Genomic DNA, 20,657 nt, shown 5'->3' on the forward strand with positions numbered 1-20,657 from the left:
GATCAACCCAGTCTTTCCACATACACCTTGATGCGGCCGCCACAGGACAGGCCGACCTGCCAGGCGGCTTCATCGGCAACGCCGAATTCCAGCATTCTTGCCTTGCCGCTGTCGATGACGTCGATGGCTTCCGTCACCACAGCGCCTTCGACGCAGCCGCCCGAGACGGAGCCGTGGAAATTGCCGTCCGCATCGATGACCAGATGGCTGCCTACGGGACGAGGCGCCGATCCCCAGGTCTCGACCACTGTCGCGATGGCCACGTCCTTGCCGTCCTTCATCCAGCCCTCCGCGATGATCAGGGGGTCGCGGGCCTCATCCAGATAAATGCTGTCGCTCATCGTTGCTTCTCTCAGGGTCTGTTTTTCCTAAAGAACTGGCGAACATATGGCTATGCGGCGTGCCTCGCGCCAGCTTCCAGCCATCGGCGCGGATCAACGGATTGTGCCGACTTCTTGTCCAGCGACGCGCAGAGATCGGCCAGCGCATCGAGATTGTGCACCGAGCGAAACTCGTCGACATGCGGCAGCATCGCCTTGACGCCGCGGGCGCGCGCCTGGAAACCGTCGAAGCGCAGCAGCGGGTTCAGCCAGATCAGCCGCCGGCAGGATTTGTGCAGGCGCTCCATTTCCTCCGACAGTCCGGCGACATCGTCGCGCTCCAGTCCGTCGGTGATCAGAAGCACGACCGCGCCCTGCCCCAGCACGCGCCGCGACCATATCAGGTTGAACTCGGCCAGCGTGTCGCCGATGCGGGTGCCTCCCGACCAGTCCCTGACCGCCGTCGAACAATCGGCAAGGGCGGCATCGGGGTCGCGATGACGCATCTGCCGGGTCAGGTTGGTGAGCCGGGTGCCGAAAACGAACGTGTGCACACGCCGGCGTTTTTCCGTCAGCGCATGCAGGAAATGCAGGAAAATGCGCGTGTACTGGCTCATCGAGCCGGAAATGTCGGCCAGCACAACCAGCGGCGGATGAACCTCGCGAGCTGAGCGGAATTTCGGCAGGATCAGTTCACCGCCGGTGCGCGCCGCTGAGCGCATCATGGCGCGCGGATCGACGCGACGGCCATGCGCATCGGCCTTGAAACGCCGCGTCCGCACCATGTCGAAAGGCAGCCGCAACTGGGCGATCGCCTTCTTGGCGTCAGCCATCTCGGCCGCATTCATCTGGGCAAAGTCCTTGCCGCGCAGCACCTCATTGCCGGAAAAAGTGAAGCGGGCGTCGACCTCGATCTCGGGAATTTCCTGGGCCGGCTGGTTCTTCTGATGGCCTTCGAACATCGCCTGGCTGACACGGTTCTCGGCGGCGCGCGGCTTCTGCTTCTCCCTGACATCAGGCGCCACCGGCGAAAACATCGCCAGCATCTTTTCAATCAGCTCGCGCGATTTCCAGAACAGCCGGAAGGCTTCGTCGAAAGTGGCGTGGTCCTCGTGCCGCGACACCAGCACGGCGTGCAGCGTCCAGTAGAAATCATCCCGCGAGCCGATGCCGGCGACCAGCACCGCCTCGATGGCGTCCTTGACCGAAGCCGGCCCGACCCTCATGCCGGACTTGCGCAGAATGCGGGCGAAATAGACGATGTTGTCGGCGATCCGCCCGTCGGCCTTCGCTTCTTTCGGCTCCTGGTTCGGCATCGCCTACTCCGCTGCCGAAAGCTCGGCCTTCACCTCGTTGAGGATGCGCCGGCCTTCGCCCTGTTCGATACGGGCAATGTCGTCCTGATATTTCAGCAGCACGCCGATCGTGTCGGAGACGGTTTCAGGATCGAGCGCCACCTTGTCGAGCTCGGTCAGCGCGCCGGCCCAGTCGATGGTCTCGGCGACACCCGGCACCTTGAACAGCTCGATCTGGCGCAGCTTCTGGATGAAGGAGACCACTTCGGCCGAAAGCCGTTGATTGGCTTGCGGCACCTTGCGGCGCACGATTTCCAGCTCGCGCTCGGCATTGGGATAGTCGACCCAGTGATAGAGGCAGCGCCGCTTCAGCGCGTCGTGGATCTCGCGGGTGCGGTTGGTGGTGATGATGACGATCGGCGGCTCTTCCGCCTTGATGGTGCCGAGTTCAGGCACCGTGACCTGGAAGTCGGACAGGATTTCGAGCAGGAAGGCTTCGAAGGCCTCGTCGGTGCGGTCGAGCTCGTCGATCAAAAAGACCGGAGCAGCCCCCGCCTTGCCGGTCAGCGCATCGAGCACCGGGCGGCGGATCAGGTATTTTTCGGAGAAGACGTTGCGCTCCATGGCGGAGCGCTCGACCTTGCCGGCCGCCTCCTCCATGCGGATCTCGATCATCTGCGCGGCATAGTTCCACTCATAGACGGCAGACGAGACGTCGAGGCCTTCATAGCACTGCAGGCGGATCAGCCGGCGGCCGAGCGCCTGCGCCAGCACCTTGGCGATCTCGGTCTTGCCGACGCCGGCCTCGCCCTCGAGGAACAGCGGCCGCTTCATGCGCAACGACAGGAACAGCACGGTCGCCAGCGACCGGTCCGCCACATAGTCCGCGCCGGTCAAGAGATCGAGCGTCTCGTCGATCGTCCGCGGCGCGGCGCGCGGTTTCAGCTCGGTCATTCTTTCTCCGTGAACGCCGGCGCTCCGCTTTCCAGAACGTGGTAGCCGCGAGCGTGGTAGATCAGCGGCCGCAAATTATCGCCCATCCGCAGGCCTGTCACCTTGCCAAAAAGCACACGATGGGTGGCGAGGTCCTTGGTGTCGATCAGTTCGCAGTCGAACACGGCGAGCGCGCCCTTCAGCGTCGGCGCGCCAGTCGAGATCACGTCCCATTCGCCGAGCGCGAAACGCTCCTCGACCGGCAGGCCGGTCATGCCGGAAAACCCGACCGACAGCGGCTCCTGATGAGAAGCCAGGGTGTTCAAGGCAAATCTTCCGTTTTTTACGAATGGCTCATTCTTGGGATTTTCACGGTTGAGGCAGACCAGAATGGTTGGGGGCGTGTCCGAGACGGAACAGGCCGCGATCACCGTCGCGCCGCGCTTGCCGGCCGGCCCATCGGTGGTGACAACATGGACATGGCCGGCAAAATGGCTCATCGCGTCGCGGTAGGCCTGCGGCCCAATGTCGTTCTTCTTCAGCACCGTATATTTTCCATGGTCAGGATCCCACCGACATATATGGCCATACATAGCCCGCCACAAGCGAAGTGCTTGAGCCATATCCCGAAATTCGCGTGTTGCACCAAGGTCGGGCAGCCTTTAGGTCTTGGCGGCAAGTAGTGCCAGCAGCATAAGACGGGCACAGAGGACCTCATCGCTCGAATGCGACCCAGGACAAGAACAATAGCGGCGCTGTTCTGGCTGTTTCTGGCCAGTGGTGCGAATGCCCAGACGCTGGTGATCGGCGTCTCAGCGCCCCTGTCTGGACCATCGGCCATTCTCGGCAAGCAGATCGAGGCCGGCACCGGTCAGGCGGCCGAAGCGAACGGCATGGAACTCAAGATCGTGGATGACGCCTGTACCGCCGACGGCGGCGCTGCCGCGGCCAGGGAATTCGTCGCGGCCAAGGTCAATGTCGTGGTCGGATTCCTGTGCACCGAGGCGATCGAGGCGGCGATGCCGATCCTGAAGGATGCCGCCGTTCCAGTCATTACCATTGGCGTGCGAACCGAAAGCCTGACCGACCGCCGCGCCAAGACCGGCTGGCCGGTCTTTCGCCTCGGGCCACGCGGCGACGATGAGCGCAACGCCGTCGCCTCCACCCTCACCCGTCTGTGGCAAAACGAGTTGTTCGCCGTCATCGACGACGGCACCATCTATGGCCGCGAAATCGCCGAGACGTTGCGGGCGGCGGCCGAGCAGGCAGCGCTGAAACCGGTATTCGTCGACACGTTCCGGCCACAACTCGACAACCAGATCGGCATGATCGGCCGGCTGAAGAAAGCCGGCGCCACTCATGTGTTCGCCGGCGGCGACGGTGACGACATAGCCATCATGGGCCGCGATGCCGCACGGCTACAGGCGGGCATCGTCCTTGCCGGCGGCGAGAACCTCCGCACACCGCTCGGCGATGTGCCTTATGCCGTGGGCACATTGATGATCGCACCGCCGGAATGGGCCGAAGTCGCCGACCCCAAAGTATTGTCGGCCTTTGCCACGCAGAAGGTCGTGCCTGACGGTTATACGCTGCCCGCCTACGCGGCGGTCGAGATCGCCAAGGCGGCGTCAGGCTTTTCCGAAGCCTCGGGCAAGCCGCTGACCGAGGCCCTGACCGGACAGGACTTCACCACAGCGATCGGGCCGATCCGCTTTGATGCAAAAGGCGACCTCAGCCAGAGCCCCTACCGCGTCTTCCGATTCGACGGCACGCGCTTTGCTCCCCTGGAAAGCAACTGATGTTTCGCACCGGCCCGCGCAACCTGATCACCGACGTCGCCGGCCTGCGCGTCGGCAACGCGTCCGACGCCAGGCTGAAGTCCGGCGTCACGACCGTGCTCTGCGATGGACCGACGGTGGCCGGTGTCCAGATCCTGGGCGGCGCGCCGGGCACCCGTGAGACCGACCTGCTCGAACCGCACAATTCGGTCGATGTGGTGCACGCCGTGGTGCTTTCGGGCGGTTCGGCTTTCGGCCTCGACGCGGCATCGGGCGTGCAGGCGGCGCTGCGTGAACGCGGCATCGGCCTTGAGGTCGGTGGCTTTCGCGTGCCGATCGTGCCGTCGGCGATCCTGTTCGACCTGCGCAATGGCGGCGACAAGGACTGGGGCCTTTATCCACCCTACCGCGAGCTTGGCTATGAAGCAGCGCAAAAGGCCGCTGCCGATTTCGAGCTCGGCACCATCGGCGCCGGCACGGGTGCGCTGACTTCGGGGTTGAAGGGCGGCCTCGGCTCGGCTTCGACGCTGCTGGACAGTGGCATAACCATCGGTGCGCTGGCCGGCGTCAATCCGACCGGCTCGGTGACCATAACCCGAACCCGCCATTTCTGGGCGGCGCCGTTCGAAATCGGCGACGAATTCGGCGGGCTTGGCTATCCCTCGCCGATGCCGGACGACGCGAAGCGGATCCTGCTGAAATACCGCGACAAGCATGTGGGCAGACAGACGGAGGCCGGCGGCAACACCACCGTCGCCGTCATCGCCACGGACGCGGTTCTCACCAAGGCTGCCGCAAAGCGCCTGGCAATCTCGGCGCATGACGGCTTCGTGCGCGCCATCTGGCCGACGCACACGCCGGCCGATGGCGACCTGGTATTCGCGCTGGCAACAGGGACGAGCGGCATCGAACTCACCGCCGACGCGGCAATCGACCTCTATGCCGCGGCCGGCGCCACGATGGCGCGCGCCATCAGCCGCGGCGTGTTTTCCGCGACGCCGGCCGAAAACGATCTGTTTCCGGTCTGGTCATCGCGTTTGGGATAGACAGAGGCCCTCGATCATACCCGATCGGACTTTTCTTCCTCGAAGGTCACCGCGACATCGGAATTCGCGGACAGCCACACCTTGTTGCCCTCGACCTCCGCAATCAGGCTCACGGGAACATAATGGTGATGGCCCCTGTGAGTACCCTCGCCGCTATCGGCCTTGGTCAGCTTGATGCGCTGGCCGTCGACCTTGTCGACGGTGCCGACATGCACGCCATCGGCGCCGACGACTTCCATATGCTCACGAATTTTGCTGGTGTCGGTCATGGTGGTTCTCCATTGGGACTGCCGACGATAACAAATGACGGGCCGATTGGATGCATCGGCTTTCGCACCGCACGACGTTTTGATTTCGTCGTGGTAGGGGATTGAGACGATCGCGGCTGAGGGTGAAGAAACCGATGCGAATGCTCTTTCTGTTTGCCGTTTGCTTGCTTGGACAGTTTGCGACATCGATGACTGCCCGTGCCGGCGACGTCGCCCAACTTGAAATCCTGGGCTTCACCAAGGACGGCGGCGTCTTCGCTTTCGAGGAATATGGCGTGCAGGACGGATCGGGCTTTCCCTATGCCAACCGCTATTATATCGACACCAGCACCGACAGCTTTCTCAAGGGCACCCCGATCCGGGTCCGGCTCGAAGACGAGAACGCCCAGCTGGATGCGGCGCGCCTTCAGGCCCGGCAAAAGGGCGAAGCCATTGTCGGTCAGGCCGAGCTGAGCGCCAACCGCGGCATAACAGCGGGTTTCAACCCGGTGACCGAGCTTTCGGCCGATCCGCACCGGATGGCTGTCAACCCGCGCCCGATCTTCTCAGCCGTCGACCAACCACTCGAGTTCCGCCTGGACGAGATGGGCATGAACAACACCGAAGGCTGCGAAAGCCAGGGCGAAATCAACGGCTTTCGCTTGCTGCGTATCGAAGCGCAGGATGGCGGCGCCACCAAGCTGCTGCATGAGGACAAGGCGATACCGAAAAGCCGGGGTTGCCCGAACGGCTATCGCATCGGCGCCGTGCAAACCTTTTCAATGGACAGTCTGAGCGCCTACGCGGTGCTGATCGCGGTGCGCCAATACGGCTTCGAGGGACCGGACTTTCGCTGGATCGCGGTGACCGGCCGCCTGTGACATCCCCTGTTCAATCCGCTAGGCGCGACCGCGCCCTGAGCCGCCTTCGCCGCGCGATACCGGAACTTCGCATCGCATTTTTCGGCGCCTTGTTATGGGCGGTGACGATGGGGGCCAGCGCGCTCGTCACCCTGTTCTTGGACAACTGGGAGACCCCGGCGAAAATCCGCATTGTCACCTTGCTTTTCGCTGTGGGAGCTGGGCTGGCCTTTCCGATTGGCCTGTTTGCCGCGAAGCTGGTCTCGCAGGGCAGGCGCTGGGAAGTCGCCTTCGCGGCGGCGTTCGTGTGCCTCACCGCCGCGACGGTCGGCCTGACCGCTGGGCTGTTTGCGCTGCAGTACCGCTCCTACTATGCGGAGTGGCATGCACCTGCCTTTACCTACACCTGGGCCCTCCAGTTCGTCTTCACGACGTTGATTGCGCTCTACCAGTTCGTCGTGCTGGGCATCCGGCTCTACTTTCCGCTTGGTTTCGTGGCCCTGTTTGCCGCGAGCGTCTGGTTTGCGCGCCAGCGGCGTTGAGCATTTTGCTCGCCTCTGTTAGGACGCGGGCAAACCTCTCGATACGTCAGGACTGACCGATGATCCCTCGCTATTCCCGGCCGGAAATGGTCGCCATCTGGTCGCCCGAGACCCGGTTCCGCATCTGGTTCGAGATCGAAGCCTATGCGTGCGACGCACTGGCGGAACTCGGCGTCATCCCCAAGGAAGCCGCAAAAACCATCTGGGAAAAGGGCGGTGCTGCGAAATTCGATGTCGAGGCGATCGACGAGATCGAGCGCGTCACCAAGCATGACGTCATTGCCTTCCTCACCCATCTTGCCGAATTCGTCGGGCCGGACGCCCGCTTCATCCACCAGGGCATGACCTCGTCTGACGTGCTCGACACCTGCTTTGCCGTGCAGCTTACCCGCGCCAGCGACATCCTGCTCGCCGACATCGATGGCCTGCTCGCGGCCCTCAAGCGCCGCGCGTTCGAGCACAAGGACACCGTCACCATCGGCCGCAGCCACGGCATCCATGCCGAGCCGACCACCTTCGGCGTCAAGCTGGCGCAGGCCTATGCCGAGTTCTCGCGCTGCCGCGAGCGGCTGGTGCATGCGCGCGAAGACATCGCCACCTGCGCGATATCGGGCGCGGTCGGCACCTTCGCCAACATCGACCCCTATGTCGAGGAACATGTGGCGGCAAAGCTCGGCCTGAAGCCGGAGCCGGTGTCGACGCAAGTGATCCCCCGCGACCGCCACGCCATGTTCTTCGCCACGCTGGGCGTCATCGCCTCGTCGATCGAACGGCTATCGATCGAGATCCGGCATCTGCAGCGCACCGAAGTGCTGGAAGCGGAGGAGTATTTTTCGCCGGGCCAGAAAGGCTCTTCGGCAATGCCGCACAAGCGCAACCCGGTGCTGACCGAAAACCTCACCGGCCTTGCCCGCATGGTGCGCTCCATGGCACTGCCGGCGATGGAGAATGTGGCGCTCTGGCACGAGCGCGACATCTCGCACTCCTCAGTCGAGCGCATGATCGGGCCGGACGCCACGGTGACGCTCGATTTCGCGCTGTCACGATTGACCGGCGTCATCGACAAGCTGCTTGTCTATCCCGACAACATGCTGAAGAACATGAACAAGTTCCGCGGTCTCGTGCATTCGCAGCGCGTCATGCTGGCGCTGACGCAGGCCGGCCTGTCGCGCGAAGACTCCTACCGGCTGGTGCAGCGCAACGCCATGAAGGTATGGGAGCAAGGCGCTGATTTCCTTGAAGAATTGCTCGCCGACAAGGAAGTGACCGCAGCGCTACCGGAAGCTGAAATCCGCGAGAAATTCGACCTAGGCTATCACACCAAGCACGTCGACACGATCTTCAAGCGGGTGTTCGGCGAAGCCTGAGACGAGCTTTCCTTCTCCCCGTCACTATACGGGGAGAAGGTGCCGGCAGGCGGTTGAGGGGCAGCGCTGACTTTAGCGACGATCGCGCCCATTCAGGCTTTGACAATTTCACGACCTTGGCGCTGCCCCTCATTGCCCTGCCGGGCATTTCTCCCCGTATAGTGACGGGGAGAAAGACGCGCTCGATGGCGATCAGGCTTTGCCGGGAACAGTCCTGATGACCGTGCCCCAGGGATCTTCGCGGGTTATCGGGCTGGTCACATTGTCCGAACGCATTTCGACCCAGGCCAGACCGGATCTGCTCGGATCGCGGCGGCCGGCGCCCGAACTCTGCCAGGCGTTGGCGCCGATGTGGTGGTGATAGCCGCCGGAGGACAGGAACACCGCCTGGCCGCCATATTTGGCCACCGTGTCGAAGCCGAATTCCTGGTTCCACCAGGCCTCGGCGTCTTCCGGCCGGCCCACCCGCAGGTGGACATGGCCGACGATGCTGTTTTCCGGCGCGCCCTGCCAGCCGACGTCACCCGCCGGCACTTCGGCAACGACCGACGGAATGTTCAGCCGCTCTGTCGCCATGGCAATCTTGTCGCCATTCCACTTCCAGTCCTGCGGACGGCGGTCGGCATAGATCTCGATGCCGTTGCCTTCGGGGTCGGTCAGGTACAGCGCCTCGCTGACCAGATGGTCGGAAGCCCCTTCGATGGTGATCTTGCCGGCGATGGCGTGGTTGATCCAGCGGCCGAGATCGGCGCGGCTGGGCAGCAGGAAGGCGGTGTGGAACAGGCCGGCGCCGCGCGGATCATCCGGCTTGGCCGAAGCATCTGCCTCGATGACCAGCAACGGACGGTTGGCTGCGCCCAGCGTGATCGCGCCGTCGGCACGGCTCAATTCCCGCAAGCCGACGACGCTACGATAGTAGGCCGCGAGGCTTTCAGGGTCGCGCGCTTTCAACCCAACGCGGGCAACGCTGACCGGCGTGGTGGCGGCAAAGGGCAGTTCACTCATCAAATGCTCCGTTCGACCGGCCTGCGGTGAAGCTCCCAAGGCAAAAAATCCGCGCCGCCAATCATTGTACGCCGTGTCAGGGTTTCCGCACACGGCTGTTTCTTTTCCTGACCACAGATCGTCCATCGGCATCGTTCACACAAGACGCGAAGAAGCGAACATCGTGTTCACTATTATGATCAAGAGCGCTGTTCATGACCCGTTGCACGAAGCGACGCGGCTCGCTATCTCAGCGCCATGAAAGTCAAGGAAGCAGATATTCTCATCGTGCCGGGCTACACCAATTCCGGCCCTGACCATTGGCAGAGCCGCTGGCAGTCGAAGCTGTCGACGGCGCGCAGGGTTGAGCAGGCGGAGTGGTCGAAGCCGGTGCGCGACGACTGGACGGACAATGTTGCCAAGGCGGTCAACGAGGCCGAGAGGCCGGTCGTACTGGTGGCGCACTCGCTCGGCGTCGCCACGGCGGTGCAAGCCATCCCGCGGTTCCGCAAGCAGGTCGCCGGGGCCTTCTTCGTGGCGCCGCCCGATGTCGCCAATCCCGAGATCAGGCCGAGGCACCTGATGACCTTCGGCCCCTACCCGCGCGAGCCGCTGCCCTTTCCGTCCATCGTGATCGCCAGCCGCAACGATCCGTTCTGCGCCTTCGATGTCGCCGAGGACATTGCCCGAGCATGGGGTTCGCTGTTCGTCGATGCCGGCGAGACGGGTCACCTCAACGCGGATTCGGGCTTTGGTCCGTGGCCCGAAGGCTCGATGACCTTCGCCAAATTCCTGACGGACCTGAAGGCCTGAGCTTCCTCAGGAGCCGATCGAATCCCTGACGCTGTTGATCAGGGCTTTTGCACCGAGCCCGATCAGCGCGTGTTCCGAACCCATGGCCAGCAGGCGGTAGCCCATCGACACGACACGGCCTGCAATTGCCGGGTCGACAACATAGATCGCCGCATGTTTGCCGGCCTTGCGGGTGCGCTCGGCGACCGACGCCACTGTCTCCATCATGCATTCCAGCGTCGAATCGACCGTGGAGCCATTGCTCCAGGCGATCGAGAAATCCGACGGGCCGAGGAAAATACCGTCGATGCCGGGCGTGTCGAGAATGCCATCGAGCGCATCGAGGGCCGCGCGCGTCTCGACCATGGCGAAGGCCACTGTGCGCTGGTTGCTGTCGCGCAGCCATTCCGCCTGGTCGCCCTTGCCGTGGCGTGGAAAAGCGTAGGTTGGGCCCCAGGAACGCTCGCCGAGCGGCGGGTATTTCATGGCGGCGGCGAACAGTTTGGCGTCAGCCACCGAATTGACCATCGGCGCGATGACCGCCTCGGCGCCAAAATCGAGCGCGCGGCTTGCCATGTCGAAACGGCCGACGGGAATGCGCACCAGCGCCGGCTTGCCGGCAGCGAGCACCGGCACCAGCCCACGCAGCACGCTGTCCTCGTGATGGCCGCCATGCTGCATGTCGAGCGTGACCGCATCAAAACCCTGCTTGGCGACGATTTCGACGGTCAGGGCATCCGGCACGCCGGACCATGCGGTGAACAGCGTTTCATCGGCCGCAAGACGGGACTTCAGGGACATCTGATCGCTTCCTTGTTAATGTCGGCAGTTTCAGCCGGAAACCGCGGCAAAGGCAAAGAAAAACCGCCCGGATAGACCGGGCGGTCGATTGGTCCAGTCATTCTTTGGTCTGTCGCAGGGTCTTCGTCGCAAAACCGTAGGACACTTTTGCGGAACCTGCTTCGGCCGGATCAGGTGTTCTTGATCTCCTCGATCGCCTGCGCCATCAACTCGTCCATGGTGCGGCGGATCTGATGGTCCGACTGGTCTACGCCGGCCGCATCGAAATCCTTGCGGATCTTGCGGAACACGTCGTGGTCGCCGGCTTCCTCGATGTCGGAAACAACCACTTCCCTGGCATAGGCGTCGGCGTCGGTGCCGGACTTTCCGAGCTTTTCGGCGGCCCACAGGCCGAGCGCCTTGTTGCGACGCGCCGCGGCCTTGAACCGAAGTTCCTCGTCGAAAGCAAACTTGCGCTCAAAGCCCTCTTCGCGGTCTTTCATGCTGCTCATGGCGTCCCTCCGGGTCAAATTCGATTCGTTGGCGGTGGATATGTGTGTTGCTAAAGCACAAACCAAAAGGTCGCGGGCCGGTCAATACGCTTCGTTGCATGCTGCGCTGCGGCATTTCAGTCCCGAAAGCGGTTGATTGGAAGGATTTGCCGATTGAGCAAATGTTGCGATTGGGATAGACCCGGCATTGAACCCTACCGTAGCCGCACTATTTCAGGCAGACGGACAGGAAATGGTCTGATACCGCCTGTCCGGAACCCCAGAGAAAAAATCAGATGAAAAATCGCCGCCGCATTTATGAAGGCAAGGCCAAGATCCTCTATGAGGGACCCGAGCCGGGTACGCTCATCCAGTTCTTCAAGGACGACGCAACCGCGTTCAACAAGAAGAAGCATGAAGTCGTCGACGGCAAGGGTGTGCTCAACAACCGTATTTCCGAACACATCTTCAACCACCTCAACCGCATGGGCATCCCGACCCACTTCATCCGCCGGCTCAACATGCGCGAGCAGCTGATCAAGGAAGTCGAGATCATTCCGCTCGAAATCGTCGTGCGTAACGTCGCCGCCGGTTCGCTGTCCAAGCGCCTCGGCATCGAGGAAGGCACCGTTTTGCCGCGTTCGATCATCGAATTCTACTACAAGGCAGACGCGCTCGACGATCCGATGGTGTCGGAAGAGCACATCACCGCGTTCGGCTGGGCGAGCCCGCAGGAGATCGACGACGTCATGGCGCTGGCCATCCGCGTCAACGACTTCCTCTCCGGCCTGTTCATGGGCGTCGGCATCCAGCTCGTCGACTTCAAGATCGAATGCGGCCGCCTGTTCGAGGGCGACATGATGCGCATTGTCGTCGCCGACGAGATTTCGCCGGATTCCTGCCGCCTGTGGGACGTGGCGACACATGACAAGCTCGACAAGGACCGCTTCCGCCGCGACATGGGCGGCCTCGTCGAAGCCTATCAGGAAGTTGCCCGCCGCCTCGGTATCATGAACGAGAACGAGCCGCCGCGCCCGACCGGTCCGGTGCTTGTCGCCTCGACCGAAGGCATCAAAGGCAAGCCGCACTAAGACCGACATTCGAATAGGAGCATGTCCAGCGTGATCAAAGCCCGCATTACCGTCACCCTCAAGAACGGCGTGCTCGACCCGCAAGGCAAGGCGATCGAACATGCCCTGTCCGGATTGGGCTTCGGCGGTGTCGGTGCGGTGCGGCAGGGCAAGGTGTTCGACGTCGAACTGGCGGAAAGCGACAAGGCCAAGGCCGAGGCCGATCTCAAGGCCATGTGCGACAAGCTGCTGGCGAACACGGTGATTGAGAACTATAGTGTGACGCTTACCTGAGGTTGTACCGGAGGCGCTATGGCGGAAGTCACGAATGAATTGATGTTCGAGCTTCTCAAGCGTGTGCATCACGACATCGGCGAGCTTCGTCAGGACGTTTCCGAGACGAAACGGGAATTGAATGTGATGCGGGGCCACATGGTGGCCACGCAAAGCGATATCCATAACGTCTATGGCATTCTCACCCGTCAGGATGAGCGCCTTGAACGCATAGATAGACGTCTTGATCTGCGAGAACTCGCCGAAGCACAGAGGCCTTACGAACCCAAATGAAATCAGCCGTCGTCCTCCTGCCTGGCCTCAACCGAGACCGCGACATGATCGCGGCGCTGACCAAGATTTCTGGAAAGCCGCCGGTCACGGTCTGGCAGACCGATACCGAAATCCCCGATGTCGACCTGATCGCCATTCCCGGCGGTTTTTCCTTCGGCGATTATCTGCGCTGCGGCGCGATCGCGGCGCGCATGCCGGTCATGCGGGCGGTGGCCGAAAAGGCAGCCGCGGGCGTGACGGTCATCGGCGTCTGCAACGGTTTCCAGATCCTGGTCGAGGCCGGCCTGCTGCCGGGCGCCTTGATGCGCAACACCTCACTGAAGTTCGTCTGCCGGCAAGTGAAGCTTGAGATCACCAACGCCAACACCATGTTCACCCGCCGCTACCAGCCAGGCCAGATCATCCGCACGCCGGTTGCGCATCATGACGGCAATTATTTCGCCGACGCCGACACGCTTGCCCGTCTCGAAGGCGAAGGCCAGGTGGTGTTCCGCTACGCGGACGGCACCAATCCCAACGGCTCGATCAACGACATTGCCGGCATCATCAACGACCGCGGCAATGTGCTCGGCCTGATGCCGCACCCGGAAAACCTGATCGAAGCAGCCCATGGCGGTACCGACGGCCGTGGACTGTTCGAAAGTGCGCTTGGCATTGCGGCCTGAAATCATCTAGGCGAGCGTCTTGAAAACAGCCGGACATTCCTGTCTCTTTGTCGAGGCAAGTCCGCTTTATGGGGGAGAAAAACGGTCATGAAACTCTATTCGCGGCCGTTGTCGCCCTATTCGTCGATCGTGCGGGCGCTGGCCTACATCAAGGACGTGCCGCTCAAGATCATCGCGCCACCGCCCGGCTTTCCCATTCCGGAACAATTTCGCGCCATCTCGCCGATGAACCGGATTCCGGTGCTGATCACCGGCTCTGGCGAAACGATCGTCGAATCGGTGGTTATCGCCGAGTATCTCGAAGAACGGTTTCCGGAACCGGCGCTGCTGCCGCCCGACTCCAAGGACCGCGCGCTGGTGCGCATGTTCGCCCGCATCACCGATCTCGATGTGCTGACCCCGATGATGAAGCTTTTCGAGCTTCATTCCATGCCGAAGCGAAACAGTGCCGAGATCGACGCCCAGTTCGTCCGCTTGCACCATGGACTGGCGGCGATCGAGGAGCGCATGGCGCAAGGGCCCTTCGCGCTCGGTGACGACATCAGTTTCGCCGATGCCTGGCTGACGCCGACGCGGTTCATCTTCAACAATTTCCGCGCCATGACAGGACGCCACGACCTGCTCGATGCCTATCCCAAATTCGACGCCTATGAGCAGATCGCCTCGCAGCATCCGGCATTGTCGCGGGTCTGGGGCGAGATGACCGACGGCCTAGAGAACTTTCTGTCCGAGCTTGAGATGGGGGCCGCTTGACCAGGAACAAGACGATGGCGCTGGTTGCCGCCGCGGGTTTCGCGCTGGCATCCTGCCAATCGACCCCGAAAAGCACGCCGGTCCCGTCAGGCAAAAGTGCGGCGTTGCTGGCCATGGAACAAGTGGCGATATCAGCCCATAAATGCTGGATCGCCAGCAAGGACCCGGCCTTCAAGCAGTATCAGATGGCCAATGAACTGAATTCGTTCAGCGGCACGCCGCGTTTCCTGCTGGTGCCGGCCAAGCACTATGGCGGCAAACCGTTGCTGGTCGTACAGGCGCAAGGCAATTCAAGCCGCGTCGACGTGTTCGGGCCGCTGATGAACGATCCGCTCGGCGCCCGCATCGGCTCGGACATCGCCCGCTGGCAAGCCGGCAATCCGGCCTGCGCCGCGACCGCCTAGCCATGGGCCGCTTTCTGCGGATAGCGGGTCTGGTCATTGGCCTGGCCGGGCTCATCCTGCAGTTCTGCATCAGCATTCCGGCGTCGATGGAAGCAGGCCGCGGCCTGCTCGGCTCCATCATTTTCGTTCTCAGCTTCTTCACCATCCTGACCAACATCGGCGCCGTGCTGGTGTACACCTCGCTGCTGTCGTCCACCGGCTATGCATGGCTGCCGGCCTTCGCCGGGACGCGGATGCGGGCTGGCGTTGCCGTTTCGATCGCGCTGGTCTTCATCATCTACGCCACGGTTCTGGCACAGCTTTGGCAGCCGCGAGGACTGTTCCTGTTCTCCGACGTCCTGCTGCATTATGTGACGCCGGTGCTGTTCGTGCTGTGGTGGCTGATATCAGGCGCCGACGGTCGGACGCGGTGGAGCGACATTTCCTGGTGGGTGCTCTATCCCGTCGCCTATCTGATCTATGCGCTGGCGCGGGCGCCGCTTGCCGGCGAGGTGCCCTACCCGTTCCTAGACGTCGCCAAGAACGGCGCGGCCAGCGTCGCCATCTCAGCGGCGGCCATCACCGGACTTTTTATCGTGCTGGGCGTGGTCGCCATCCTTGCGGATCATGGCGTTGCGCGCACCAGGGCATCGAGCGTCCGTTAGGGCTATGCGGATCTTCGATCGGTCCGCATTTCCTTTTTGGACCATGGTCTTCCCCAAAAACCGGGTCAGTCCCAGAACGGCCTGATACTCTCGCGGTGGGCATCGCAGCGCGAGACGCCGATATCCTTGAGTTGGTCATCGGTCATTTCCAGCAGCGCCAACCTGCTGCGCCGACGCTCCAGCAGATGATCGATCGATTTTGCCAGCGACCTGACCACGCGCACCAGACGGCTGACAAAACCGCTTTGGCCCGATGGGCGTGCCGATTGGCCTGACGATTCGGCTCTCGAATGACGGATTGTAGCGATTGTATTCATTTTCTCTCTACCGGAATTCCAAATTGCACCCGTTTTTGACGCAATACTGATATGTATTGACTCATAATTCGGCGCAATATACAAAATTGTCACCATGACAAATTGGCTTCCAGATCTCACCGCCGGCTCCGGCCCGCTTTATCAGCGCCTGGCGGATTCGATCGAAACGGATATCGATCGGGGCGTGATCGATGCCGGAGCAAAGCTGCCGCCGCAACGCGACCTCGCCTACGACATCGGCACCACCGTCGGCACGGTCGGCCGGGCCTATCAATTGCTGCGCGAGCGCGGGCTGGTGAGCGGCGAAGTCGGGCGTGGAACCTATGTTCTCGGCCAGCGCGCCGATGGCGCGAAGCCGAATTTTCCGGCGCCGGACGCCGGCGGCGAAGGCACTCGCCATATCGATGCACCGCGCGGCAAACTGCGTTTCGACAGCACGGCAGCGGCATACGTCGGTCAGGGCGCTGATATCGCCGATGTCCTGTCGCGCACGGCACAGGACCATCCGCATGAGATTTCAAGCTACACGCGAGATTTCCCCGACCGCTGGTACGAAGCCGGCGCCCGCTGGCTGTCGCGCAATTCGTTTCGCCCAAATGCCGACGCCATCGTCCCGACGCTCGGCACCCACGCCGCGGTGATGGCGGCAATCGCAGCGCTGACCACGCCCGGCGATTATGTCGCCTTCGAGCACCTCACCTACTCGCAGATTTCCCGTAGCGCCGGGCTGATCGGCCGGCGCACCGCGCTGGTGGCGTCTGACGACGAGGGCCTCGACCCGCAGGATTTCGAGCGCGTCTGCGCGCAAAAGCATCCCAGGATGATCTTCCTGATGCCGACGGCGCAAAACCCGACGCTGGTGACCTTGTCGGCGGCGCGCCGCGAAGCAATCGCGCGTGTCGCACGCGAATACAATGTCGTCCTCATCGAGGACGATCTCTACGGCAATTTGACCGACGATCCGACACCGTTGCTGGCCGAATATGCCCCTGAACGCACCATCGTCGCCGGTGGCCTGTCGAAGTCGGTCGCGGCGGGTGTGCGCGGCGGCTGGCTTTCCTGCCCGCCTGCCTATCGTCACCGCATCCGCGTCGCCCACAAGATGATGACCGGCGGCATGCCCTTCCTGCTGGCGGAGGTGAATACAAGGCTGGTGCTGTCGGGCCAGGCGGACGAGATACGCGGGCGCAGCATCGCCGAAATCCGCGCCCGCATAGCGATCGTGCGCGAGACTTTGGCGGGCTTCGCGTTCAAGTCACATGACAGGGTGCCCTTTGTCTGGCTGACCCTGCCCGACCCCTGGCTCTCCGGCACCTTCAAGAACGCCTGCCTTGAGCATGGCGTGCTGATCGACGACGAGGACGAGTTCAAGGCCGGCCGTTCCGAGCAGGTTTTCCATGGCGTTCGCTTCGGCGTTTCGCAACCACGGCAGCGCAAGGACATCGCCGAAGGCGTTGCGGTGATACGGCGACTTCTCGAGGAAGGCCGTGCCGGCTACGACAGCTTCTCCTGAGCCAGCTCGCGACTGACGCGCCCTTCATTTCTGAAGCGCCGGCTTGGCGCAGAGCAGCCCGTAAAACCTAGCTCTCAGGATCAGCCCTCTGCCTTGAAGTTCTTGGCTTCCTTCTCGGCCTTGTCTTTCCCGTGCTTCTCGGCCAGCTCCTTGGCCTGCCCAGGCGAAACGTCGGTGGTCTCCGCGATATGCATAGCCTCCTTGTCCGAGAGGCGATTGTCTTTCTTGCCTTGCTTGGTGGCCATGGTCCAAATCTCCTGATTGGTTGGAGACCTAACGGCCGGGATGTCATCCCGTTCCCCAATGGCGGTGAAGAAGCCTCTCGCGAACAGATACAATGTTCCCCCACGACTGCCGCTACGCGCGGATCGATGGCCGGACCAAAGCCGCGATCTCGTCGCACCCGTCATCGCCTTGTAGCTTTCCGTTGTTTTTCAGCATCCGATGGGTGTATTGGCTCCCAAGCTTGCGATAAGACGGGACTCAAAATCCCAACGCGCCCCGGATAAAAATCGCCGCCCATGACCATTTCCAATTCCGTGCCGATCACCCCCGAGCTCATCGCCGCGCACGGGCTGAAGCCCGACGAGTATCAGCGCATCCTCGACCTCGTTGGCCGCGAGCCGAGCTTTACCGAACTTGGCATCTTCTCGGCGATGTGGAACGAGCACTGCTCCTACAAATCCTCGAAGAAGTGGCTGCGCACGCTGCCGACCACCGGCCCGCAGGTGATCCAGGGTCCGGGCGAGAATGCCGGCGTGGTCGACATCGGCGACGGCGAATGCGTCGTCTTCAAGATGGAGAGCCACAACCACCCATCCTACATCGAGCCCTACCAGGGTGCGGCGACCGGCGTCGGCGGCATATTGCGCGACGTGTTCACCATGGGCGCGCGGCCGATCGCGGCGATGAATGCACTGCGCTTCGGCGCGCCTGACCATCCCAAAACGCGGCATCTGGTCAGCGGCGTGGTTTCCGGCGTCGGCGGCTATGGCAACGCCTTCGGCGTGCCGACGGTCGGCGGCGAGGTCAATTTCGACGCCCGCTACAACGGCAACATCCTGGTCAACGCTTTCGCGGCCGGCATAGCCAAGACAGACGCTATCTTCCTGTCCGAGGCCAAGGGCGTCGGCCTGCCGGTAGTCTATCTCGGCGCCAAGACCGGCCGCGACGGCGTCGGCGGCGCCACGATGGCTTCGGCTGAATTCGACGACAAGATCGACGAGAAGCGCCCGACCGTGCAGGTCGGCGACCCTTTCACCGAAAAGTGCCTGCTGGAAGCGTGCCTCGAACTGATGGCCTCGGGCGCCGTCATCGCCATCCAGGACATGGGTGCGGCCGGCCTCACCTGCTCGGCGGTCGAGATGGGCGCCAAGGGCGATCTCGGCATCGAGCTCGATCTCGACAAGGTGCCGGTGCGCGAAGAGCGCATGAGCGCCTACGAAATGATGCTTTCGGAAAGCCAGGAGCGCATGCTGATGGTGCTGCGCCCCGAGAAGGAAAAGGAAGCCGAGGCGATCTTCCACAAATGGGGGCTCGACTTCGCCATCGTCGGCAAGACCACCGACGATCTGCGCTTCCGCGTCCTGCACCAGGGCGATGAGGTCGCCGACCTGCCGATCAAGGATCTCGGCGACAAGGCGCCTGAGTACGACAGGCCGTGGGTCGAGCCGAAGAAGCCGGCGCCGCTGGCCGCCAATGACGTCCCGCAGGCCGATGTTGCCGATGCGCTCCTGAAGCTGCTCGGCGGACCGGATCTTTCCTCGCGCCGCTGGGTCTGGGAGCAATACGACACGCTGATCCAGGGCAATTCGCTGCAGCTTCCCGGCGGCGATGCCGGTGTGGTGCGCGTCGAAGGTCATCCCACCAAGGCGCTCGCTTTCTCGTCCGACGTGACGCCGCGCTACTGCGAGGCCGACCCCTATGAGGGCGGCAAGCAGGCGGTGGCTGAATGCTGGCGCAATTTGACCGCCACCGGCGCCCTGCCGCTGGCCGCCACCGACAATCTCAATTTCGGCAATCCGGAACGGCCCGAGATCATGGGGCAATTGGTCGGCGCGGTGAAAGGCATAGGCGAGGCCTGCCGGGCGCTCGGCTTTCCGATCGTCTCCGGCAACGTCTCGCTCTACAACGAGACCAACGGCCAGGGCATTCTGCCGACGCCGACCATCGGCGGCGTCGGCCTGATCGCTGACTGGTCGAAGATGGTGCGGACCGGCTTTGCCGCGCAAGGCCAGATGATCCTGCTGGTCGGCGCGCCGGCCTCCTGGGGAACGCATCTCGGCCAGTCGGTCTATTTCAGGGACATCCACGGCCGCACGGATGGCCCGCCGCCGCCGGTCGACCTCGATCATGAAAGGCGCGTCGGTGACCATGTGCGCGCGCTCATCGCGTCCGGCATCGTCACGGCGGCGCATGACGTGTCCGATGGCGGCATCGCCGTGGCTTTGGCCGAAATGGCGATGGCGTCCGGCATCGGCGCGACTGTCCCAGGACTTGTCGGCACCGATCCAATCCCGGTCTGGTTCGGTGAGGATCAGGGCCGTTATCTCCTGACGCTGTCGATCGACCCGCATGGCGAAGAATGGGACGCCATCCGCAAGCAGCAGAGCGAACTCGGCATCTTCGCGCCGTGGATCGGTTCGACCGGCGGCAGCGCGCTGAAGCTTGGCGAGGCGCGGGCAATCCCTGTCGATGAATTGACCGCGGCACACGAAGGCTGGTTCCCCCGCTTCATGGACCAGGCCAGTTGACCGGACTGGCTGCCCGGGCGCTGCTTGCAGTCGTCTTCTGGCCGTCGCTGTTCTTCTTCTGGTTCCTTGGGCCGTTCGTCTTTTTCCTGCTGTCGACGACCTCAAGCGAGGTTTGCCCCCAGCTGGAAACGCGCGCGCAGTTTCTTGCCGCGGCCAATGGCGCCATCCCGATGCTCGTCGCGCAAAACCTCATCTACGCGATCCCGATCGTCTGCCTGGTGCTTTGGGGCCGCCTTTTCCCGGATCCGGAACGGGCGAGGCATATCGTCACCTGCATCAAGCTTTTTGCTTGCGCGGCCGTCATAGGGGCGCTGTGGGAGTACGGCTCCTCGCTGATCTGCGACGGCTACGGCCAACCGTTCTTCTCGCCGCTCTGGCAGATGACGAGTTATCTTCCCATTGTCGGCCTGGTTATCTACGTTCCCCTCTATGTGCTGGCCTTCAGCCTTGGCCGCGCCTTCTCGACACGCGAGGACGTTGTCGAGGATGAAGCAAGCCCACCGGCCTAGGTCTTCCCTGTGGTTCTCGGACCGTC

General features: G+C 62.9%; 26 protein-coding genes. 16 read left to right on the top strand and 10 right to left on the bottom strand.

Annotated features, from left to right (window positions below; translation table 11 throughout):
• Window positions 1-2: 2 nt before the first annotated feature.
• The 4 genes from NKH03_RS13915 to NKH03_RS13930 are packed head-to-tail and all read right to left on the bottom strand — an operon-like array spanning window position 3 to window position 3,093.
• Complete coding sequence (locus tag NKH03_RS13915; RefSeq protein WP_352877241.1) at window positions 3-341, bottom strand: XdhC family protein; 339 nt, start codon at window positions 339-341, stop codon at window positions 3-5.
• A gap of 50 nt (window positions 342-391) precedes the next feature.
• Window positions 392-1,636 carry a vWA domain-containing protein gene (locus NKH03_RS13920; protein WP_352864034.1) on the bottom strand — a complete coding sequence of 415 codons (1,245 nt, stop codon included), beginning with the start codon at window positions 1,634-1,636 and terminating at the stop codon, window positions 392-394.
• 3 nt (window positions 1,637-1,639) lie between these two features.
• Entirely contained in the window at window positions 1,640-2,569 is a 930-nt protein-coding gene (locus NKH03_RS13925; protein WP_013532114.1) for an AAA family ATPase, read from the bottom strand.
• Complete coding sequence (locus tag NKH03_RS13930; RefSeq protein ID WP_352968807.1) at window positions 2,566-3,093, bottom strand: flavin reductase; 528 nt, start codon at window positions 3,091-3,093, stop codon at window positions 2,566-2,568. Before NKH03_RS13930 ends, NKH03_RS13925 begins: the two co-directional genes overlap by 4 nt.
• Before the next feature lie 180 nt (window positions 3,094-3,273).
• Between NKH03_RS13930 and NKH03_RS13935 the strand changes: the two genes are divergently transcribed.
• Together NKH03_RS13935 and NKH03_RS13940 are read left to right on the top strand one after the other, a co-directional pair.
• Complete coding sequence (locus tag NKH03_RS13935; protein WP_352968808.1) at window positions 3,274-4,347, top strand: branched-chain amino acid ABC transporter substrate-binding protein; 1,074 nt, start codon at window positions 3,274-3,276, stop codon at window positions 4,345-4,347.
• Complete coding sequence (locus NKH03_RS13940; protein ID WP_352968809.1) at window positions 4,347-5,372, top strand: P1 family peptidase; 1,026 nt, start codon at window positions 4,347-4,349, stop codon at window positions 5,370-5,372. The genes NKH03_RS13935 and NKH03_RS13940 overlap by 1 nt, the downstream gene beginning before the upstream one ends.
• A 14-nt stretch (window positions 5,373-5,386) precedes the next feature.
• Here the strand turns inward: NKH03_RS13940 and NKH03_RS13945 are convergent, their stop codons facing one another.
• Entirely contained in the window at window positions 5,387-5,641 is a 255-nt protein-coding gene (locus tag NKH03_RS13945) for a DUF2171 domain-containing protein (RefSeq protein WP_352968810.1), read from the bottom strand.
• Between the two features lie 134 nt (window positions 5,642-5,775).
• Here NKH03_RS13945 and NKH03_RS13950 point away from each other — a divergent pair, with 134 nt between their 5' ends.
• The 3 genes from NKH03_RS13950 (at window position 5,776) to purB (ending at window position 8,389) form a co-directional block, all read left to right on the top strand.
• Window positions 5,776-6,501 carry a DUF2259 domain-containing protein gene (locus tag NKH03_RS13950; RefSeq protein WP_352968811.1) on the top strand — a complete coding sequence of 242 codons (726 nt, stop codon included), beginning with the start codon at window positions 5,776-5,778 and terminating at the stop codon, window positions 6,499-6,501.
• Between the two features lie 107 nt (window positions 6,502-6,608).
• Window positions 6,609-7,022: a hypothetical protein gene (locus NKH03_RS13955; protein WP_352864023.1), complete on the top strand. Its 414-nt coding sequence runs from the start codon at window positions 6,609-6,611 to the stop codon at window positions 7,020-7,022.
• Between the two features lie 59 nt (window positions 7,023-7,081).
• A complete protein-coding gene (gene purB, locus NKH03_RS13960; RefSeq protein WP_352968812.1) occupies window positions 7,082-8,389 on the top strand; it encodes an adenylosuccinate lyase in 1,308 nt (435 codons plus the stop codon).
• Window positions 8,390-8,581: 192 nt separating this feature from the next.
• Here the strand turns inward: purB and NKH03_RS13965 are convergent, their stop codons facing one another.
• Window positions 8,582-9,394, bottom strand: a complete 813-nt coding sequence (locus NKH03_RS13965) for a VOC family protein (protein ID WP_352968813.1) — start codon at window positions 9,392-9,394, stop codon at window positions 8,582-8,584.
• 237 nt (window positions 9,395-9,631) lie between these two features.
• On the opposite strand from NKH03_RS13965, the gene NKH03_RS13970 reads away from it, so the two are divergent.
• Window positions 9,632-10,186 carry an RBBP9/YdeN family alpha/beta hydrolase gene (locus NKH03_RS13970; protein ID WP_352864016.1) on the top strand — a complete coding sequence of 185 codons (555 nt, stop codon included), beginning with the start codon at window positions 9,632-9,634 and terminating at the stop codon, window positions 10,184-10,186.
• Between the two features lie 6 nt (window positions 10,187-10,192).
• Here the strand turns inward: NKH03_RS13970 and NKH03_RS13975 are convergent, their stop codons facing one another.
• Window positions 10,193-10,966: an HpcH/HpaI aldolase family protein gene (locus NKH03_RS13975; protein WP_352968814.1), complete on the bottom strand. Its 774-nt coding sequence runs from the start codon at window positions 10,964-10,966 to the stop codon at window positions 10,193-10,195.
• 170 nt (window positions 10,967-11,136) lie between these two features.
• A complete protein-coding gene (locus tag NKH03_RS13980; protein WP_352864012.1) occupies window positions 11,137-11,457 on the bottom strand; it encodes a DUF1476 domain-containing protein in 321 nt (106 codons plus the stop codon).
• Between the two features lie 275 nt (window positions 11,458-11,732).
• Between NKH03_RS13980 and purC the strand changes: the two genes are divergently transcribed.
• The 7 genes from purC to NKH03_RS14015 all read left to right on the top strand — a co-directional run bounded on the left by purC (window position 11,733) and on the right by NKH03_RS14015 (window position 15,539).
• Window positions 11,733-12,527, top strand: a complete 795-nt coding sequence (gene purC / locus NKH03_RS13985) for a phosphoribosylaminoimidazolesuccinocarboxamide synthase (protein WP_352864010.1) — start codon at window positions 11,733-11,735, stop codon at window positions 12,525-12,527.
• 30 nt (window positions 12,528-12,557) lie between these two features.
• Entirely contained in the window at window positions 12,558-12,800 is a 243-nt protein-coding gene (gene purS, locus NKH03_RS13990) for a phosphoribosylformylglycinamidine synthase subunit PurS (protein ID WP_027028126.1), read from the top strand.
• Between the two features lie 18 nt (window positions 12,801-12,818).
• Window positions 12,819-13,073 carry a hypothetical protein gene (locus tag NKH03_RS13995; RefSeq protein ID WP_352877218.1) on the top strand — a complete coding sequence of 85 codons (255 nt, stop codon included), beginning with the start codon at window positions 12,819-12,821 and terminating at the stop codon, window positions 13,071-13,073.
• Window positions 13,070-13,738, top strand: coding sequence for a phosphoribosylformylglycinamidine synthase subunit PurQ (gene purQ / locus NKH03_RS14000; protein ID WP_352629143.1), 669 nt, complete (start codon window positions 13,070-13,072; stop codon window positions 13,736-13,738). The genes NKH03_RS13995 and purQ overlap by 4 nt, the downstream gene beginning before the upstream one ends.
• Before the next feature lie 87 nt (window positions 13,739-13,825).
• Complete coding sequence (locus tag NKH03_RS14005; protein WP_352968815.1) at window positions 13,826-14,491, top strand: glutathione S-transferase family protein; 666 nt, start codon at window positions 13,826-13,828, stop codon at window positions 14,489-14,491.
• A gap of 14 nt (window positions 14,492-14,505) precedes the next feature.
• Window positions 14,506-14,895, top strand: a complete 390-nt coding sequence (locus tag NKH03_RS14010; protein WP_502910904.1) for a hypothetical protein — start codon at window positions 14,506-14,508, stop codon at window positions 14,893-14,895.
• Between the two features lie 2 nt (window positions 14,896-14,897).
• On the top strand, window positions 14,898-15,539 hold the full coding sequence (locus NKH03_RS14015; protein ID WP_352864003.1) for a Pr6Pr family membrane protein: 642 nt from the start codon (window positions 14,898-14,900) through the stop codon (window positions 15,537-15,539).
• 65 nt (window positions 15,540-15,604) lie between these two features.
• Here NKH03_RS14015 and NKH03_RS14020 read toward each other — a convergent pair whose 3' ends face one another.
• Window positions 15,605-15,856 (bottom strand): DUF1127 domain-containing protein, encoded by a 252-nt coding sequence (locus NKH03_RS14020; RefSeq protein WP_352864641.1) that lies wholly within the window; start codon window positions 15,854-15,856, stop codon window positions 15,605-15,607.
• Between the two features lie 94 nt (window positions 15,857-15,950).
• Between NKH03_RS14020 and NKH03_RS14025 the strand changes: the two genes are divergently transcribed.
• Window positions 15,951-17,369 (top strand): aminotransferase-like domain-containing protein, encoded by a 1,419-nt coding sequence (locus NKH03_RS14025; RefSeq protein ID WP_352968816.1) that lies wholly within the window; start codon window positions 15,951-15,953, stop codon window positions 17,367-17,369.
• An 80-nt stretch (window positions 17,370-17,449) separates the two neighbouring features.
• On the opposite strand, the gene NKH03_RS14030 is transcribed toward NKH03_RS14025, so the two are convergent.
• Window positions 17,450-17,614, bottom strand: coding sequence for a hypothetical protein (locus NKH03_RS14030; RefSeq protein WP_168991916.1), 165 nt, complete (start codon window positions 17,612-17,614; stop codon window positions 17,450-17,452).
• A 276-nt stretch (window positions 17,615-17,890) separates the two neighbouring features.
• On the opposite strand from NKH03_RS14030, the gene purL reads away from it, so the two are divergent.
• Both purL and NKH03_RS14040 read left to right on the top strand, forming a co-directional pair.
• The gene (gene purL / locus NKH03_RS14035; protein WP_352968817.1) at window positions 17,891-20,122 is read left to right on the top strand and encodes a phosphoribosylformylglycinamidine synthase subunit PurL; all 2,232 of its coding nucleotides are present in this window, start codon (window positions 17,891-17,893) and stop codon (window positions 20,120-20,122) included.
• Window positions 20,119-20,631: a hypothetical protein gene (locus tag NKH03_RS14040; RefSeq protein WP_352968818.1), complete on the top strand. Its 513-nt coding sequence runs from the start codon at window positions 20,119-20,121 to the stop codon at window positions 20,629-20,631. The genes purL and NKH03_RS14040 overlap by 4 nt, the downstream gene beginning before the upstream one ends.
• Window positions 20,632-20,657: the final 26 nt, after the last annotated feature.

It is taken from the genome of Mesorhizobium sp. M1406, from assembly GCF_040317555.1.
In the GTDB taxonomy this organism is placed as follows: Bacteria; Pseudomonadota; Alphaproteobacteria; order Rhizobiales; family Rhizobiaceae; genus Mesorhizobium.